Origin of the sequence: Bacillus sp. 2205SS5-2, assembly GCF_037024155.1 — a bacterium.
In the GTDB taxonomy this organism is placed as follows: domain Bacteria; phylum Bacillota; class Bacilli; order Bacillales; family Bacillaceae_K; genus Bacillus_CI.
In genome coordinates this window covers 65,298-81,991 of the sequence record NZ_JAYKTS010000011.1, presented here as the reverse complement: position 1 = coordinate 81,991, position 16,694 = coordinate 65,298, and the positions used below count along the sequence as shown (strand labels likewise).

Sequence of the window (16,694 nt, the reverse complement as noted above, 5' to 3'; positions counted from 1 at the left end):
TTTCACCTTCTGTTTTTCCAATTGACTCGAGTGGGCAACGAGGAATCGATACAACCGCCCCTCTAGTTCTTCTTCAAACGCTTGGTAACGGTAGTTGGAGCCATTCGTTTGGCTCGTTAATTTCCCTATGACCTCCCACTTATTGTTCTTCCACGCCTTGCTTTTTAATTCAGTGGAAAGTCTGAAGGTATCAGGAAGCCGCGAAAGAAAATCCAACTGATGGGCAGCTAAATCTTGGAGATTTCCTTTTGAAATGAGGGCAGAATCGGCTTGGTATAGGAGGTTCGACCAGTTCTCTTCTGACAGGGTTTCACGTAATTTCTGAACAAATTCCATGTTCCATTTCACATCCGAGGTGTTTCCATTCTCCAACTTGGCTACGATGGGGATCCCTTGAGGAGTGACGCCCATGCCCAGGACGATTTGCTTCAAATCCGGACGTTTTTGTTTACTGTATCCATACGTGACGGAAAGGGGTTCTTTTTCAGATAGACCAGAAGAAGAAGAATCGGGAAGATAATCGCCAGATACGGAAAAGGAAGTCGTGTCGCAATGTAAAGTATCGAGTGCTACATTCAGTTGATTTAAGGTCGATAAGGCTAACGGGGTGTTGACTTTCCACGGATCGGCTTCGTATAAATAATCAAGCGCTCTTCCTAACGAATCATCATTGAACTGTTCCGGTTTTACATCCGATCCAAAGAGAAGTTCAACATCTTGTTTTTGGTAAAATTCCTGGACCTTATAGAGAGGAGATTTTTGGCCAAGGATGTTTAGAACCAACGCCTTGAGTCGGGTACCGGGGGGACAGGCCACAGCGCTGTTAATCCCAAACGACCGACTCATTAATCTTTTCTTCAAACTGAATTTCATCCATTAATTTCGACAATAGTTGTGATGGTCCCACGTCTAACGTAAGTACTTGATTCACCATAATTTGACCCTCCACTTTCATCATTACTGTAAGGTTCTAGAAAAAGTGGAGGTATCCTTCATAAAAATAATACTTGGATAATTTTTCATGCGGAATGTGAGTTATAATAAATTATCGATCTTTATTTTAAAACTACATCCATCCGGGTGATCAAGGGTTGCTTTTAATAGATTTAAGATATGCTTATTTTCCCCTGTACTTCCCCTAATTCTTCCTGAGTTTCTTTACGTGTCGAATTCTTTGCTTTGTTACCAAATTTGTGTGAAATTTCATCCAATAAATCCGCCAGTCCGTCAATAATCTCTGATTTCTGATGTGCGAATAAAACTGACAAAATGGTATAACGAATGGATGGAGGATGTGCACGTAGCTCCGTGGCTGTTTCAGTTGCAGCACGAAGGCGATACTTAGTGACAAGTTTAGGTGCCGCCAGATGATCAAAAGGCCCTCAGGGATACCTAGGTATCCCTGAGGGCTAATAACTTCTGTAATTCCATCTCCATTGTGGCAACACTTGGCTTACGTGGAGAAGACAAAAGATCCCGAAAAGTCATAATCTAACGGCTTTCTGTTTCTTGTCCTTCATTGACACGAGAATCCAACAAGGCATCAATAGTTCGTTTTAAACTCCCTGGGGAAGGGGGTTCCACTTTCTGTTTGCGAAAGAAGCCATAGGATTGATTGGTTAAGAAATCAATATAATGTGACAGGGATACATGCTCTGCCAACCATCCGCTTAATCGTTCATTATCTGCACCTATAAGTTCTCGAAAACCAAAAAATTCTCTTATCATGTTACGATGGCGAGTATAAATTTTTTCTTTTCCATCCCATCCATACTCTTCAAAACAATCTGGAGATACATCTATTTGTTTTGCAATATATTCAATAATAACCCTTGGAATATCTTGCTTTATCGTTGGGGATTTTGCATCCTGTTGGAAATATTTCAATAACAGGGCAAAACCCAAACGATTTGCCTCGGTTCTATTTCCCATAAGTAAATTTAGTTCATCTGGCTGGCATAAGTATAAAATCAGTTATAAGCTCTTCTTCAGTCCAGTTTCGTTTCAATACTTTCCCCTCTAATCTATAGTGTTTATTTCTAGTATAATTTTGATAGGGCAACGCTAGCAAGTGAGCTAAAAGAATTACTTTCATCTGTTTGTTTTACATTTATTGTAATCCTTGTGACGGACTAGAGAAGCAACCCTGTGATTGAGCCTTTAAGGGATGAATAGTACTACGAATAGAAGCATAGAAACAAATAAATTAAGATAGCCATAAGCTGTTCGTCCTTGTTGAAATCCTTCTAATCCCATAACCAACATCATCAAACCTAAGAAGAACAACATGTATAGTAGTAGCCAAACATGTTTTGTTAGTAAGCTATAACCTGACACAGTAAAAACTATTACATCTAACATAATTCTTAAATTTCCCTACATAGTTTTCTCCCTACCGGTAGGACAGGTTCCCAAAAATAGGAGTCTACATAAATACTTCCATTGTTTGGTTTCGCTATAAAACAAGACCCGAAAAACATCCTTCTTCATTTTATTAAAGGTACATTTTTTTAGCTCATAGCGTTTCTGATATGATCAGGTACCATCATCACTTCAGTAGCTATTGCTGGCATCTCCTCATCCTGTACAATACACTCTTCCCAATAGTGAATATGTTTTTTCATGACATCATTTTTCTTATTTAATTCCTCATCAGAAAGTTGAACTTCTTTCTTATTACCTTGTATTGCATACCAATAAAGGTATTCTCCGTCCTCACCTTTTTCTCGAAACATCGTTTCAACAAATAAGTTCTCATTCTTCAAAATAATCAATACCTTATCCATATTTTGATTTAGCATATCCATCCACTGATCCACCTGCTTTGTTTTTCCATCTTTAATGCGAAATTTACTTAATCGAGCTTTCATTTCCTACGCACCTCCATCTTATGTATCTATTAAAATATAGCACAATTTAACAGGTAGAACACAGGCTTTCCATATTCGGGAAGCGTCTTCATCTCAATTACAAACCTTTCCTATGGAAGCTCCACTGATCATCTCCTATTTAACGTCCGAACCACTTGTAGTTGATGATCAGGATTGAAGCCAGGATTCACTTCGACATCCACTTCTTCTACTCGAATAGAAATACTTAGATTCTGATTGATCAACTTGTTCAGATAGATCCATGGGTAACCACTGAGTAGTTGTTTTGATTGGACTTTCGACAACACTAAATTTTCTAAGCCAGTAATAGAACTGGGAGTAGGTAACAGGTTTTATTGAAACTTAAATTACCTAATGAGAGACCATAACTTGAGATTAAAAGAACGATTCAGGATCTCTTGTTCAATCAAATTGAAAAATGAATTCGTGCTCTCTTTAGAAGGGTGACGAGAGTATCGAAAGAACGAAAAAAGTATGACTGGGAGAGAAAATTTAAGGAAGCTGGGCATGGAGACAATCTAATTTACGATCCGTTGTTCTTCACCTTAATAAATGGTTTTATCCAATCAGTTGATTGTAACGGAGATGCTCGATTCCTATAGGAATAGCGGGGCATGTGAGACCACGCAGGCGCAAAGCGCAGGATGCTCACCGTCCGCCCCACGGAATGCGAGCATCCTGTTGAGGAAATCAACCACTACTCGCTTATAAAAAATATCATCAATGTTTACAAAAAGAAGCCAATTTGAAAAAAGATTGATCAAAATGGCTTCTTTTATTGTGAATTAGTGTACAATTTTTATAAAAAAGTTGGATCAAAAAATATCATACATCTTCATACAGCACAGTTTGCTTAAATGTTCACCTTCTAAAACGGTTAAACTTTTTTCCAGACATCGCATCTTTTTTATAAGCTTCTTCGCTATTTAGTATTTAGTTCAAACAACTATGTAGGTTTCGGAACTCAATCAATTATTCTTGTAACAGGTGGTGAATGCTGAGCGAGCAATTGAACTCATTCCCTTGTCCGGTTTGGTTTTTCGCTTGTTTTAATCAATATGTAGAATCCTGATATTAAGCTAAAATGGTAGCATCAATTGAACCCTAGAAAATTGTCTTGTCAACACTAAATAGCGAAGAGCCATATTCAGTCTATATAGATATTCTAAATACTTTTCGCCGAATAACATCAAAAACCAATTTAATTCAACTTTTATAGAGATTTGTACAATCAAAAACCTCGTACCTACCATATTATAAGTAGACCTTTAGGAAGGAGGGATACTATGTCAAAATCCAAATCAAAACCAAACTTTGCAAGTTTCGAAGCCATTATTCCACTAGATTCACAAAGGGTTGTAACAGGCTTCGGTTTTAATAGTGGTTCCCCATTGATTGGGGTAGAACTTACCATCTCCGGTACACCAAATCCTGTTACAGGATTTGTCGATGAATTTGGTGAGTTAAATGCCCTGTATAATATAACAATAGGTAATGAACTAAATAACAAGGCTCTAATTGAAAAAGGTGAACCCATACCACCAGGGTTAAGTAAACCCATATTAAAATTAAATTTTTCTCCTAGTGCTGAAAACATTGCATTATTTGTTTTTAAAAAATTAGATTCAGTTTTAGCTCAAAATAATTTACGTTTAGATAGAGTAACAGCTATCATACCTCAAGGTAAAGGTATAGTAGAAAGAGAGATGTTTAAATGAAGACGCCGATACGAAAGCGGCCTTCACAGTGATTAGAGAAAACCCGTTTTAAAGAGGGACTGGGCTCTGTTGATTGTAGAAGTGCTCTAAGGTAGAGGGAAATAGAAAGCACAGAGATTGACAAAGGTATACCTCTCGTGACTACGTCAAGTCTTTCAATGAACTCTCTAATACTCCAATTTCAGGGACGCGTTATCTGAATTAAGGGGCCTGATCCCCAGCACGGTAAAACTTCGAATTAAGGGGCCTGACCTCCTTAATTCCATGCTTATGTGGATTGCAAGTCAGAATCAGCATTAAAAGCAGGTGTTGGCTACACTTACGTTACATCGGAAAGCATAACTTCAACCCATACAATGACAATTGAAGCAGGGTATGCAGGATACTGGAGATTTGATCCTAGAATGAGAAAATCCACTGGTACAATGGATGCATATATAGATTGGTATCTTGCATCTTCAAGAGATGTAAGAGCGTACTATCCTACCAGACAAGGAAATGATTTAGATGGATGGTTAGTAGCAGTGAAAACTCCACTTTAGGGATGAGAGTGTATAGTTCTTAAAGAGAATCTAATAAATAGAATTAAAAAGTAGGCCATGTTCATTCGGACAGGCCTATTTTTTTAGCAATTTCCCCCAAAATGCATAACCAGAAAAACAATACTATATAAAAATATGCGCAGGAGGAATTTACCCTTTATAGAACCTTATTATAGAGTAGATTATTCAAAGAATAGGAACTTAATAAAATTAGATAATTAAAGGAGTTGGTTTTTTTATGTCGAGAAGAGGAGTTGGAATTTCATTTATAGCAATTGCTTCATTTTTGATTTCATCGAAATATATAAGTGCAGCAATATTCGGTTCCAGTCTACAAAACTGGAATGAAGGATTATTTAACGCAATGTTAGAATATGTGGGTAACACACTGAGCAATCTTAGTGTAATTGCTTTGATTGCTGGGATTTTGTATTTATTCATCGCCGAATTTGAATCTATAAGAAACAAAAAAAAAGAACAGTACTATTAAACTGGCACCTATGTCAAGGACACTATAAAAAAAGAGGTTAAGCAGCTAAAAGATGATTCCTATATTGAATAGGGGTCATCTTTTTTAGATTCCATTGATAACGATAATTGTTATAGTAAACCATGTAATGATTTATTTTTGACTTCAGTTCCTTCAATGTTCTTGCCGATTTATAATCGACCTCATCCTTCAGATGGCCAAAGAATGACTCCTGAGGGGCATTATCCCAACAGTTCCCTCTTCGCGACATGGACTGCCCTAAGCCATATTTTTTTAATAGCTTCTGGAATCGTGGGCTTGTGTAATGGCTTCCTTGGTCTGAGTGGATAAAGGCTTCTTCAGGAAGGATAACTTTTTTGTTGTTCTTCAATTTATGAAGGGTCTGGGTTGCGACGTCCAAAGTGATACGATCAGATACATGGTAAGCTAGTATTTCATTGGTGGATGCGTCTTTTACGGTCGACAAATAAGCCATACGATTGCCATTATATGGTAAATAAGTGATATCTGTCAGTAACACTTTCCCCGGGACTCCTTGCTTAAATTCCCTGTTTAATTTGTTCGGGACGACCTGGTGCTCCTTTGTTGCCTTAGCGATTTTTTTGTAAGGATTCGGCTTCCTATGAGGACACACAATTCCATATTTCTTCATGATTCTTTGTATCTTTTTACGGCTAAAGATCAGATCATACTCATTCTCGAGGATCATCTTTATGGAGCGTGAACCTTTTTTATATCCCCGGCGGTTAAACGCCATTAGGATGAGTTTCTTTACTTCCAAATCCAACTTCTCCCTGGCTTCCCGGTTGGTTGTTGCCTTTAGGTAGCTATAATATCCAGAACGAGAAACCTCTAAAAGATCACAAAAATACCTGGTCATCCTCTTAAATTCATTCCGATTAATTATCTCATGGATCAACTGATATACTTTACTCGTATTTAGTGTTTCTCTTGCGTTTAGTAGCCTCCTTTCTGTCGTTTCTAGCTTTTTTAACAGTTCCACCTGTCCCTCTAGAAGCTTGATTCTTGCATTCTGTCTTTCAATTACTTCGATTGGTGTAAGTTCCCGCTTTATCGGCCTTCCGGAAGCCATTTTCCTGGAATCTGTCAGCCCAATCAGCCCATTCTTTTCATACGATTTCTTCCAACGGTAAGCTGATTGTTCAATTCGTTTAATTCCAATCATATCCGTGTCGAAGCCATTCTCCGTAAATATCTGTCGAGGTAATTTTCCGGTTAGATAGTCATCCAAGAACTTCTTTTTAAATGCATCTGTATAGGTAATAGATTTCATGCTAGAGCGCTGTACATTTGGATTCTTTTGAAGTGTTTTTATCTCTTTAGCTGAAAATTTTATTTTACTCATGATGTCTCCTAATCCCCTTATAGTGAAATTTAAGTATATAAAAAAATACCTGTAGATAAAACACTCTTTTTCAAGTGTCTTAACTACAGGTACCATTTAGTTCCTTTCTTCTCTTAATATTCATATTGAGTGAAATTCATAAATGATATCCAATCTTTGTAATTGATCAGCAAATTATCAGAATCAAAATCTTCCTTCTTCATAAAAAGATGAAAATTAAAATTAGCTTCTTTCATAAAGTGATTCAAAAAGTACATTTGAGTGGCATCAACATCAATTGTGATAAAAACATCTGGATGTCCTTCATCTCCATATCGATTATTTCCAATTATCGGGGCAATGCTTGCATGAAGCATAGCGAATAGGTCGTTCCCCCCCGCTATCTCTAGAGGATAGTATCTCTGCTAGATAACCTTGAAATTTGTTGTTGAATCACTTGATTTTCCTCCGGCAAAAACACTAAATAATTACTGCGATTAAAATTATTTGGTAACGTTTGTGTATAGTGAATAAAAGCTTGTTCTCTTCCTACATTTTCGTTAAACAAAATTAAAGAATTATTCATTTAAAACACCACGTTTTTTTCGATTTTTCGCTTGATAACTTCAAGATACTTATCACTTTTGATAATCATTTCGGTTGACTGCTTATTATTATAATCATTTTTTCGTAGATGCCCATAAATAAGGACTTCCTTCCCCACCAGCTTCTTTTCTGAATACGAGAAGTCTTTCCAATGTTTTTGAAAAATTACGATAGTAAATGGGACATTTGTTGCTTCAAAATTGATATAAAGGGGTACTGCCAACAATTTGACATGAAACCCCGTTAAGAAAATAAATGGAAAATAAAAACTGGTTTCTCATCAATTAGGAAAAAATCCAAATATTTAAACAAGATCGTATCTATGATACGATCTGAAAATACTGTTACTACTGCATAAAAATCAGTTTTAAAGATCTTCAAACATCTCATCAAAGGCGGAACTTTTGATTTGAGAATAACAATCATGAAAAATTATACCTATTTAAAACGTAAATATACTTTACAAAATGAGTATAATACTTTACAATTTTTATAGGGAGAGATTGGATAATGAAAAATCGGGTTAAGGAATATCGGGCAAGATACAACTATTCACAAGAAAAACTTGCTTCATTAATTAAAGTATCAAGACAGACGATAGGGTTTATTGAGAAAAACAAGATGCTTCCCTCGACTTTGCTCGCATTAAAGCTGGCGAAAGTTTTTGATTGCAGTGTTGAGGATTTATTCTTTCTTGAGGAGGGTCATGACGGATTATGAACAGGTTTAAACTATATCACCCTAAATTTATGGTCTTTTTCTACTGTGTTTTATTCTTTTTCTTTGGCATTATTGACCTAACCATAAGAAATCCTAACTTTGCGATAATTACGGTCGGTGAGTATAAAATTCAGCTATTTAGCATAATAATTATATTAGGACTCATTAGTTTTTCTGTTTTCCTAATAATTTATTTTTTTTATTTTCAGAAGTGGAACAAAGGGAATCCTTTTACGCTTAAGCCACCGGAGATAAACGAAGAAGACGAGGGTTCACAAGAGATTTATTATACGGCTGCAAAACGGATTTACATGTTTTACACGGCTGTCATTCCAATATTGATGTCAATTACCTTTTTCTTATATATAATTTCATTTCAAATTGAAACTTACATGATAATACATGTTTTGCTTATGATTTTATTAATTCATTATCTAATTTATTATAAAGTCATTTTAGAATATATTAATTAACTATACTTTTAACTACTAATAGTTCCCTATAGTAGTTAAAAGAAAAAGCCTTCTGAAATTCATACTTCAGAAGGCCACCCTATTAAATACATTCAGCTTTTACACTTACGCCTGTCGTGCTCCACTTCCAATCTCCTGAGAAAGCCTTACCTTTCTCAACTACACACCAAATTGTAAGTGCTGCGAAGACTGTAAATGCTAGCACCATAAGAACTGCTAATAATATAGTGAACCAAGCATTGTATTCTACCTTTTTTTCTTGGATCGTAGAAATCATATCCTCTTTCCAGGTTGTCAAGGAAAGTAATATATTAATCCAAAATTGATTTACTAATGTCATGTTTTCCACCTCCTTTCAATAGTCGTTTTCTTAATAAGCAAAGCTTTTATAACATCATTAAATACATTCAGCTTTTACACTTACGCCTGTCGTGCTCCACTTCCAATCTCCTGAGAAAGCCTTACCTTTCTCAACTACGCACCAAATTGTAAGTGCTGCGAAGACTGTAAATGCTAGCACCATAAGAACTGCTAATAATATAGTGAACCAAGCATTGTATTCTACCTTTTTTTCTTGGATCGTAGAAATCATATCCTCTTTCCAGGTTGTCAAGGAAAGTAATATATTAATCCAGAATTGATTTACTAATGTCATGTTTTCCACCTCCTTTCAATAGTCGTTTTCTTAATAAGCAAAGCTTTTATTAACATCATTCCATCACCAAGTGGAGGAATGATGTTAATAACGTGAAAGATATAAATATAGCCTGTTAGGATTAGAAATGTTTGTTCTGTCCATTTTCCGATAGATATCATAAGGAGACCTACAATTGGTAACAAAAGTGCTGGCAACAAGGCTACCCTAATCATCTCTTTTTTTGACAATTGAAATTTTGGATAAAGTGAGATCTTCATAAATGAGAATTCTACTTGAACTTCCCCTCCTCTTCTGTTTCTTTTAAGACATTGAATATGCAAGTATTCGTGAACTACATATGACAACAATAGCCCACAGAAAAAAATTACATAAAACTGCAAAGTCAACTTTGCCAAAGTGAGGGTTGGATGAATTAAGAACGGGATTGATGTTACAAAAATGGATGTTAGCAGCACCTTTTTGTAATATCCTAAAATCAAACGTGTCAAAAGTATGAATGACAACTTTTGCACAGGGAAAGTAGAAACCATCATGATTTAGGTCTAGTCTTTTTGAAAAGTTGAACCAGAAATAAGTAGATCACAAAAAATAATGCGATTGTTATAAATATGGGTAGCCCACTCGCTACCCCAAATTCTAATGCTACCGAGTCATTTTCCGATGTTGTGCTAGAAAAGAATAAACTGCCGAAATACGATGTGCGATACCCATCTTCATTACTACTAAACAACAAAAATATAAAACTAGATGTTAAAATGAGCAAAGTTGTAATTACTGCTGCGATTAGGTAGTTAATGGCTGTAATCATTTTTTTCACTTCTAAAACTCCTTTTTAAGTTTATCAATCCTTGGATACTGAATAGAATAATGACGACGTAGAATAAGAAGAAAAACAGACTGTTCAGTAAATTCCCCAAGTTCAAGAATGTTAGTGATATACCTATGACAAGAACTGGAATCGTGACAATTGTAATGCTCGTTAAAACAGAAAAAGGATTGTCATTATAGGGAGGGAATAAAATCCCTGCCAATACGAATATTAAAACACCTAATGTAACAACTAAATAAGGAAGGAAAAGATGGACGACTGAATCTACTATAAATATCCCCGACAAAAAAATCGGAATGGAAATAAGATAGACCATGATGATTTGAGAAGTAACCAAATAGAGATAGTCCTTCCAAGGTACATAGTTAAACTTATACATCAATTGGCGAAGATTTTGAGAATAGATAAAGCTATAAATACCATTTATTGCGAGAATAATCGTCGTGTACAAAATAAAGTCACTGAGTTGAAAAATCATTAAGATAAATGCAGCCAAATAAACAAGCGCTACCGTATTTATTGTATTCATGTTTCGCAAGGAGCTCAGCACATATGCCTTCATTAAACGCATTGACTTTGTTCCTGTGATAAGAATGTTCCTGGACTTTGACATGTACGATTGATCTGGGATGATAATGATTACTCCGATAAAGATCAAACAGAGCGCTACGTATATAAGCGTAGTTAGTAAAAAGCCGAATTCTTGGTGAACATTTTGAAAGAGAAGGAGGAAACTCTTTGCCTCATTTGTCCCAAGAAGAAAGTCATTGGCAAGCTTCTTTACAAGTTCTTGAGCTTGACTGAAAAACATTGCAAAAATTAATACTAAAATTGATATATTAATAACATGAAACATTTTTGAAATTCGAAAAAAGTAACAAATAAAAGACGTCAATTTTGAAATAACTTGTAGTGCCAGATAAGTAAAGCTGCTTACATATAGTAAATTCACAATCAAAATGTTGACATAAGTAAATTGATGGATCAAGAGCATTGATAAGACGACGGAGAATGAGAGAAAAAAGATAGCTACAAAGGAAAAAAGTGTCTCATAGATAAAAATTGAGAAGTTTCGTTCCTTATTGCTGATTGGAAAATTGATCGTCATTCTCAAGAATCCATGGACCTTTGAAAAAACAATTTTAAGAAAAATCGTTACAACCATTGTCCAAAGAATTATTGTATTGGAATAAGTATTTAAAAGGAATACAACTGTTTTCTCTGTCTGAATCGTATCAGAGAAAAAAATAAATATGGAATATGAAATAAATGTAGTTAAAATAAATACAGCGAAAAAAAGTAAAATTCTCACAATGTAATTTTTTAAAATACCAAAGTTTAAGATTTTACGAGTAAAAAAAGTGTTATACAAACGAACAAGGCTTTTAATTTGAAATAATCTCATTTTAGTAGAGTCTCCGTAAAATTCAGAATTATATTGATATTGATAGAAAATTATATGTCACTTAAGATGATCTCATTCTTTAAATCTTCATGATTCATTATCCCTCTAAAAATAGAAAGAAGATTAGTAGTTTTATTAACATTATCTATGTATTCTTGAGTATGTATTTTCCCACCATATAACATTACTACTTTATTACACATCTCTTCCAACAGATGAAGGTCGTGTGAACACATTAGTATGATATTCTCAGCACCAGAGAAATTCATTAACAATAGTTTTGTGACTTCACGAGATTCAACGTCCATTCCGTTTAACGTTTCATCAATAATAAGTACTTTGGGGTTGATTAACATAGCCGCGATTAGCTGCACTTTCTTCTTCATTCCATTTGAATATTCCTCCATTAAGACATCCATTGCTGCTTCAAATGAATAATAGTTAGTTAATCGAATGAGATTCTCTGAATGGATTGGTACTGAATACAAATCAAGCATAAGGTTGATGTACTCACGTCCGGTGAGGAACTCTGGTAAGACATCATCACTAGGTAGATACAATATCTCTTGCTTCACTTTGAGAAAATTGTTGTCTGCCCCATCTAGCTTGATTGTGCCACATTGCCTTTCAAGGAGATCACAAATAAGTTTAATCAAGGTTGTTTTCCCGCAACCATTGGGTCCAATCAAAGCAAGAAAATCACCTTTATCAACTTCTAGATTTAGTTTATCTAAGACAGGAGTCTTCTTATCATATGAAAAAGATATATTTTCTATTTTTAACATCATATTCCTCCTTTGGTAGTAAATAACAATAATATCACTTTGTTATTATATAATATAATTAAATAAAATAATAGTAATATTTAAAATAAATAAAATAATATGAATATTTAAAATAAAAAACTGAAAATAGTTTAGTTTTTTAGATTCTGTCAAGAAATTCACAATCTATGATTCCACCCAAGAGCGGACATAACGTAAGCGTCAAACAGCCCACACCTTCTCCATCAAATCGAGGAGTGTCGTTATGGATCGAAAAACAAAATATCAGGTCTGGAAAAAACGAATGGAAGACTATGAAATTAATGGTCAATCCATTTTAGATTGGGTATCTAGTTACAGGGGTGGGCTCACGATTCATCAGTTCTATTACTGGAGAAAGAAATTTGAATCCGAGAATAAACGAATAGACCAGAACACCAAAAATAGTTGGACATCGTTTGAAGTCGAAACTTTCTCAACTACCTGAACCCTACAGGTAAGAATCAATGATATGTTACTTTATATCCCGAAGACGCGAGCGCTGATCATACACATCGAGTGTTTAGGGTGCTGAGACACGTGTGGTCAGTCAAAGACAATTTGATCATACGTGTATATCTTGCACAAAGGAGTACCGATCTAGGGAAATCAATTGAGGGCCTTGCAGCCATTGTTCAAGAAACATTCGAATTGAATCCCTTTTCCTCGTGTCTCTTTGTTTTCTGTAATCGTCAACGAGACAAGATTAAAATACTCCACTGGGAGCTCAATGGGTTCTGTCTCTATTACCGCCGATTAGAAAAGCGTAACTTCCCATGGTCTGAATCCTCTTCCACTTCTCCGCAAGTCATTACTCACCGGCAATTTCGTTGATTACTAGATGGGCTTTCAGCTCGGGCCAGAGCTATTATTTACTGTAAAGTCGAAACTGCCAAAGAAAATGGATTGAATCTATTACAGTATTTAATCTATTTGAGAAACTCCCAAATAAGAGTGCAACAGACATGAATGGATTGACCATCTACTGCCTTGGTTAAAAGGATTGCCAGATCATTGCCGTACCTTTAAAGAGAAGTAAATCATATAACAATCCCTATCTAGTTCATAGGTGGGGATTGTTTGTCACTTACGATTTCCTTAGTGAGTTTTCATTTGTTATTACAGGTATTTTAACAAATTTTGGAGTTTTTTCCAAAGAAAGATTGACTGCATATATTTTATGTTTTATGTTATTTAATATTGGTATTTTTTTCAGGAAGGCACCAATAAATATTAAGAAAAATAAATAAAATATGAAGTTTTTGATTTGAATGTGTAGCCTAAATTGAATTAGGTTATAAAAGAAAATTAAGTTGAATCATTTTGATACAACTTAATTTTCTTATTTTTGGAGGTAGTAATGATGAACAAAAAGGAAGAAAATATTTTATTCTATTCTTGGGTATTTGCTTTTTTAGGGACGATAGGATCTCTTTATTTTTCTGTGATAAGAGGTTATGTTCCATGTGAGTTATGTTGGTATCAAAGAATCTTCATGTACCCAATGTCTGTTATTTTATTTATTTCTATTTGGAAAAAAGACACAAGTGTTTGGATTTACTCTTTAATACTATCTGGAATTGGAATAATACTTTCATCTTTTCATTATTCTATTCAAAAACTTGCTTTTTTTACAAATAGTATTCCATCTTGCGGCGAAACTCCTTGTTCAGGTGAATATATTAATTGGTTAGGATTTGTAACAATTCCATTTTTATCATTAACTACTTTTGTTATAATTTTCATTTGTAGTTTATGGATTAAAAAATTAAGAAAGGAAGAACCTCAATGAAAAAAATATTAATTTTTTCGAGCGTAGTTATAACATTATTTATAGGAATTGCTGCAATTAATTTTTATAAAAATGCTAAAGCAATAGAGGATAATCCATATAATAAATCAAATCTTCATCCTGAGACTGTTAAATTACTTGATGATCCAAACTATCAAAATTTAATTTTGCCAGAAGAGCTAGAAAACAAATTATCTAAAGATGATGTAGTTACGGTGTATTTTTATAGTCCACTATGCACTTATTGTGTAAAAATGACTCCCATGATTTCTCCTTTTGCGAAGGAAATAGGTGTAGATTTAGTTCAATACAATATATATGAATTTAAAGAAGGATGGGATAAATATAAAATTGATTCTACACCAACAATAGTTCATTATGAAAATGGAAAAGAGGTAGCTAGAATTGTTGGTGGACAACCAAAAGAAAAATTAAAAAAATTCTTTGATACAAATCTACTAAATTAAAAGGCTCTTCGCCATTTACAGTGATTTTATAGAGAGAATTCAACTCTATTTTTCTCAAAAACTAAAAACCGGACAAGGAAATGGGTTCAGTTGTGAGCGAGGTATGGCTCCGAACTGTTACTCATTCTTTTTATTTAAGTGCAAAATCAAGTTTTCCAGCAAGCAGGTAAATCACGGCGATCATATTCTTATCAGAACGATACCCACGAGCTTTTCTCTTAGCTGCCTGAAATAAACTATTAATCCCTTCTAGCAGTCCGTTATTTAGGTTGGACTTAAACCACTGGGTGATTCCGTCGTAATGGTTTTTAATCATTTTGGTCACTTCTACCATGGGTTCTAATCGGCAGCGTAGGCCCCATTGAATCCAATCTTTTAATGCCATCTTGGGGATTACTCCTGGGTAACGATAAATCTCTTGCAAGGTAAGTTTCATTCGGTATGCTTTCGCAGTATGGGTATTTTTACATATCCCCCCGATAAGGTTTATTAAGAGGGAAAACAACGTATTTCAAAAAGTATGCAACGCTATTGAAATATTTCAAATTGCATTATGATGTATTTCTGAAACGTAAAAAACATGTTTAAAAGAGCATTTCAAATAGTATACTTTTTGAAATAGATTAATAGGATCCAAAATATAATCTCTTTTTTTGGAAAGGGCAAATATGGATATTGTCAAAAGCAGAACTGAGCAAAAACGATTGAAAATTCTTGGGGAAGATGAATTAGAAAGCATTTACGGGAGACCACGTTTTACATATGAGGATCGTTGTCACTATTTTTCTCTTTCTCAACCAGAGAAAGAGTTGTTAGATACATTTCGTTCTGTCAAATCTAAGGTCTACTTTATCTTGCAGCTCGGCTATTTTAAAGTAAAAAACCAATTTTTCTCGTTTGACCTCCATGAGGTAGAGGAAGATCTTCGATATATTTTAAACGAGCATTTTAATAATCGTGAAATGGTCACTCTAAATGTAGTTGGTAAGAATACTAGGCTCAAACAACAACACTTGATTCGTGAATTTTTCAACTATCGCAGTTGTGATGCCGAAGAAAAACAACAATTAGAGAAAAAGGCTTGCAAGGCAGCTACTTTTAGTGGGAAACCAATCTTTATTTTCCGTGAAATTATGAATTACTTATCAGAGAACCTCATCGTTATTCCTGGTTATAGTTTTATGCAAGAAACGATAGGAAAAGCCATAACTCATGAACAAAACCGATTAATTGTTATGATGCAGAATCACCTAAATCATCCTGATATCGATTCCTTAAAGCGACTACTTGAAGATTCTCAAGGTCTGTATGAAATTACGCAGCTTAAACATGAACCAAGGGACTTTAGTGCAGGTGAAATAAAGCGAGAGTTGGAGCGAGGGAAACAAATACAGTCTTTATATCGGCTGGCGAAAAAATTGTTACCAGGGTTAGGAGTTTCTAATGAAAGCATCAAATACTATGCTTCATTGGTAGGGTATTATTCGGTCTACAGGCTCAAGCAACTCAATGAGTGGGTCGGTTACGAGGAAGCACGGGGACGTATCTCGTGCTTTCCTTCTTCAATTTAACACTGGGTGCCTCTCTACCCGAATTTTCTTGTTTCACAAATATGTTTCACGTTAATATTTTTAGCAATCACTAATTTTCAGGGGCAATTGGTGGTTGCTTTTATACGTTGATAAAATGCACTATCACTCTTACTATTCTTTGATGAAAGAATTAAACAGCTACAGTAGAGGGATTTAAAGATTGGGTATTTTTGCATATCCCCCCGAAAAGGTTTATTATGAAAAACTTCCTTATTTTTACTTGTGGGAGGTCCTATCAAAACTAAACCCCAAGGCATTCTCTAGCAGTCCTCCATTAAAGCAGATGTTGGTTTGGAATAAAGTTTGATCAAAAATGTCATGTAAAGGCTCACCTTATGACAAACAAAAAGAATCCATTTTGAA

General features: G+C 34.8%; 19 protein-coding genes and 5 pseudogenes. 11 read left to right on the top strand and 13 right to left on the bottom strand.

The window, feature by feature from the left end:
- The 4 genes and pseudogenes from U8D43_RS09550 to U8D43_RS09535 all read right to left on the bottom strand — a co-directional run.
- A pseudogene (locus tag U8D43_RS09550) lies at nt 1-934 on the bottom strand (IS1634 family transposase); the annotation flags it as partial.
- A 137-nt stretch (nt 935-1,071) separates the two neighbouring features.
- A pseudogene (locus U8D43_RS20960) lies at nt 1,072-2,008 on the bottom strand (DUF4158 domain-containing protein); the annotation flags it as partial.
- A gap of 152 nt (nt 2,009-2,160) precedes the next feature.
- Nucleotides 2,161-2,361, bottom strand: coding sequence for a DUF3953 domain-containing protein (locus U8D43_RS09540; protein ID WP_335870955.1), 201 nt, complete (start codon nt 2,359-2,361; stop codon nt 2,161-2,163).
- A 149-nt stretch (nt 2,362-2,510) separates the two neighbouring features.
- The gene (locus tag U8D43_RS09535; RefSeq protein WP_335870954.1) at nt 2,511-2,870 is read right to left on the bottom strand and encodes a DUF6176 family protein; all 360 of its coding nucleotides are present in this window, start codon (nt 2,868-2,870) and stop codon (nt 2,511-2,513) included.
- A 1,307-nt stretch (nt 2,871-4,177) separates the two neighbouring features.
- Between U8D43_RS09535 and U8D43_RS09530 the strand changes: the two genes are divergently transcribed.
- From U8D43_RS09530 to U8D43_RS09520, 4 genes and pseudogenes are all read left to right on the top strand, one after another.
- Entirely contained in the window at nt 4,178-4,609 is a 432-nt protein-coding gene (locus tag U8D43_RS09530) for a 6-pyruvoyl trahydropterin synthase family protein (protein ID WP_335870953.1), read from the top strand.
- Nucleotides 4,605-4,808: pseudogene (locus U8D43_RS20955) on the top strand (IS1595 family transposase); the annotation flags it as partial. The gene U8D43_RS09530 and the pseudogene U8D43_RS20955, both read left to right, overlap by 5 nt.
- Nucleotides 4,809-5,013: 205 nt before the next feature.
- Nucleotides 5,014-5,151 carry a hypothetical protein gene (locus tag U8D43_RS09525; RefSeq protein WP_335870952.1) on the top strand — a complete coding sequence of 46 codons (138 nt, stop codon included), beginning with the start codon at nt 5,014-5,016 and terminating at the stop codon, nt 5,149-5,151.
- Between the two features lie 238 nt (nt 5,152-5,389).
- Nucleotides 5,390-5,641 (top strand): hypothetical protein, encoded by a 252-nt coding sequence (locus U8D43_RS09520; RefSeq protein WP_335870951.1) that lies wholly within the window; start codon nt 5,390-5,392, stop codon nt 5,639-5,641.
- 37 nt (nt 5,642-5,678) lie between these two features.
- Here U8D43_RS09520 and U8D43_RS09515 read toward each other — a convergent pair whose 3' ends face one another.
- The 3 genes from U8D43_RS09515 to U8D43_RS09505 form a co-directional block, all read right to left on the bottom strand.
- Complete coding sequence (locus U8D43_RS09515; RefSeq protein ID WP_335870950.1) at nt 5,679-7,007, bottom strand: IS3 family transposase; 1,329 nt, start codon at nt 7,005-7,007, stop codon at nt 5,679-5,681.
- A gap of 113 nt (nt 7,008-7,120) precedes the next feature.
- A complete protein-coding gene (locus U8D43_RS09510; RefSeq protein WP_335870949.1) occupies nt 7,121-7,363 on the bottom strand; it encodes a hypothetical protein in 243 nt (80 codons plus the stop codon).
- Between the two features lie 29 nt (nt 7,364-7,392).
- Entirely contained in the window at nt 7,393-7,572 is a 180-nt protein-coding gene (locus U8D43_RS09505; protein WP_335870948.1) for a hypothetical protein, read from the bottom strand.
- A gap of 530 nt (nt 7,573-8,102) precedes the next feature.
- Between U8D43_RS09505 and U8D43_RS09500 the strand changes: the two genes are divergently transcribed.
- Nucleotides 8,103-8,312, top strand: coding sequence for a helix-turn-helix transcriptional regulator (locus tag U8D43_RS09500; protein WP_335870947.1), 210 nt, complete (start codon nt 8,103-8,105; stop codon nt 8,310-8,312).
- Nucleotides 8,309-8,785, top strand: coding sequence for a hypothetical protein (locus tag U8D43_RS09495; RefSeq protein ID WP_335870946.1), 477 nt, complete (start codon nt 8,309-8,311; stop codon nt 8,783-8,785). The genes U8D43_RS09500 and U8D43_RS09495 overlap by 4 nt, the downstream gene beginning before the upstream one ends.
- 82 nt (nt 8,786-8,867) lie before the next feature.
- Here the strand turns inward: U8D43_RS09495 and U8D43_RS09490 are convergent, their stop codons facing one another.
- The 5 genes from U8D43_RS09490 to U8D43_RS09475 form a co-directional block, all read right to left on the bottom strand.
- Nucleotides 8,868-9,125 (bottom strand): hypothetical protein, encoded by a 258-nt coding sequence (locus tag U8D43_RS09490; RefSeq protein WP_335870945.1) that lies wholly within the window; start codon nt 9,123-9,125, stop codon nt 8,868-8,870.
- 57 nt (nt 9,126-9,182) lie between these two features.
- On the bottom strand, nt 9,183-9,440 hold the full coding sequence (locus tag U8D43_RS09485; protein ID WP_335870945.1) for a hypothetical protein: 258 nt from the start codon (nt 9,438-9,440) through the stop codon (nt 9,183-9,185).
- Entirely contained in the window at nt 9,437-9,973 is a 537-nt protein-coding gene (locus U8D43_RS20950) for a metalloprotease family protein (RefSeq protein WP_442893586.1), read from the bottom strand. Before U8D43_RS20950 ends, U8D43_RS09485 begins: the two co-directional genes overlap by 4 nt.
- 261 nt (nt 9,974-10,234) lie before the next feature.
- The gene (locus U8D43_RS09480; RefSeq protein WP_335870944.1) at nt 10,235-11,380 is read right to left on the bottom strand and encodes a hypothetical protein; all 1,146 of its coding nucleotides are present in this window, start codon (nt 11,378-11,380) and stop codon (nt 10,235-10,237) included.
- 347 nt (nt 11,381-11,727) lie between these two features.
- The gene (locus U8D43_RS09475; protein WP_335870943.1) at nt 11,728-12,462 is read right to left on the bottom strand and encodes an ABC transporter ATP-binding protein; all 735 of its coding nucleotides are present in this window, start codon (nt 12,460-12,462) and stop codon (nt 11,728-11,730) included.
- A gap of 244 nt (nt 12,463-12,706) precedes the next feature.
- On the opposite strand from U8D43_RS09475, the gene tnpA reads away from it, so the two are divergent.
- The 4 genes from tnpA (at nt 12,707) to U8D43_RS09460 (ending at nt 14,739) form a co-directional block, all read left to right on the top strand.
- Nucleotides 12,707-12,928 (top strand): IS66 family insertion sequence element accessory protein TnpA, encoded by a 222-nt coding sequence (gene tnpA / locus U8D43_RS09470; RefSeq protein ID WP_335870942.1) that lies wholly within the window; start codon nt 12,707-12,709, stop codon nt 12,926-12,928.
- Between the two features lie 71 nt (nt 12,929-12,999).
- Nucleotides 13,000-13,314 (top strand): IS66 family insertion sequence element accessory protein TnpB, encoded by a 315-nt coding sequence (gene tnpB, locus U8D43_RS20945; protein WP_442893584.1) that lies wholly within the window; start codon nt 13,000-13,002, stop codon nt 13,312-13,314.
- 529 nt (nt 13,315-13,843) lie between these two features.
- On the top strand, nt 13,844-14,272 hold the full coding sequence (locus U8D43_RS09465; RefSeq protein WP_335870941.1) for a disulfide oxidoreductase: 429 nt from the start codon (nt 13,844-13,846) through the stop codon (nt 14,270-14,272).
- Complete coding sequence (locus tag U8D43_RS09460; RefSeq protein ID WP_335870940.1) at nt 14,269-14,739, top strand: thioredoxin family protein; 471 nt, start codon at nt 14,269-14,271, stop codon at nt 14,737-14,739. The genes U8D43_RS09465 and U8D43_RS09460 overlap by 4 nt, the downstream gene beginning before the upstream one ends.
- Before the next feature lie 130 nt (nt 14,740-14,869).
- Here the strand turns inward: U8D43_RS09460 and U8D43_RS09455 are convergent.
- Nucleotides 14,870-15,193: pseudogene (locus U8D43_RS09455) on the bottom strand (transposase); the annotation flags it as partial.
- Between the two features lie 214 nt (nt 15,194-15,407).
- Here U8D43_RS09455 and U8D43_RS09450 point away from each other — a divergent pair.
- Nucleotides 15,408-16,265, top strand: a pseudogene (locus U8D43_RS09450) (DUF4158 domain-containing protein); the annotation flags it as partial.
- Nucleotides 16,266-16,694: the final 429 nt, after the last annotated feature.

Coding starts and splice junctions, on each gene's coding strand:
- U8D43_RS09540 (WP_335870955.1), bottom strand. CDS start 2,361: ATGTTAGATGTAATAGTTTTTACTGTGTCAGGTTATAGCTTACTAACA.
- U8D43_RS09535 (WP_335870954.1), bottom strand. CDS start 2,870: ATGAAAGCTCGATTAAGTAAATTTCGCATTAAAGATGGAAAAACAAAG.
- U8D43_RS09530 (WP_335870953.1), top strand. CDS start 4,178: ATGTCAAAATCCAAATCAAAACCAAACTTTGCAAGTTTCGAAGCCATT.
- U8D43_RS09525 (WP_335870952.1), top strand. CDS start 5,014: ATGAGAAAATCCACTGGTACAATGGATGCATATATAGATTGGTATCTT.
- U8D43_RS09520 (WP_335870951.1), top strand. CDS start 5,390: ATGTCGAGAAGAGGAGTTGGAATTTCATTTATAGCAATTGCTTCATTT.
- U8D43_RS09515 (WP_335870950.1), bottom strand. CDS start 7,007: ATGAGTAAAATAAAATTTTCAGCTAAAGAGATAAAAACACTTCAAAAG.
- U8D43_RS09510 (WP_335870949.1), bottom strand. CDS start 7,363: ATGCTTCATGCAAGCATTGCCCCGATAATTGGAAATAATCGATATGGA.
- U8D43_RS09505 (WP_335870948.1), bottom strand. CDS start 7,572: ATGAATAATTCTTTAATTTTGTTTAACGAAAATGTAGGAAGAGAACAA.
- U8D43_RS09500 (WP_335870947.1), top strand. CDS start 8,103: ATGAAAAATCGGGTTAAGGAATATCGGGCAAGATACAACTATTCACAA.
- U8D43_RS09495 (WP_335870946.1), top strand. CDS start 8,309: ATGAACAGGTTTAAACTATATCACCCTAAATTTATGGTCTTTTTCTAC.
- U8D43_RS09490 (WP_335870945.1), bottom strand. CDS start 9,125: ATGACATTAGTAAATCAATTTTGGATTAATATATTACTTTCCTTGACA.
- U8D43_RS09485 (WP_335870945.1), bottom strand. CDS start 9,440: ATGACATTAGTAAATCAATTCTGGATTAATATATTACTTTCCTTGACA.
- U8D43_RS20950 (WP_442893586.1), bottom strand. CDS start 9,973: ATGGTTTCTACTTTCCCTGTGCAAAAGTTGTCATTCATACTTTTGACA.
- U8D43_RS09480 (WP_335870944.1), bottom strand. CDS start 11,380: ATGACGATCAATTTTCCAATCAGCAATAAGGAACGAAACTTCTCAATT.
- U8D43_RS09475 (WP_335870943.1), bottom strand. CDS start 12,462: ATGTTAAAAATAGAAAATATATCTTTTTCATATGATAAGAAGACTCCT.
- tnpA (WP_335870942.1), top strand. CDS start 12,707: ATGGATCGAAAAACAAAATATCAGGTCTGGAAAAAACGAATGGAAGAC.
- U8D43_RS09465 (WP_335870941.1), top strand. CDS start 13,844: ATGAACAAAAAGGAAGAAAATATTTTATTCTATTCTTGGGTATTTGCT.
- U8D43_RS09460 (WP_335870940.1), top strand. CDS start 14,269: ATGAAAAAAATATTAATTTTTTCGAGCGTAGTTATAACATTATTTATA.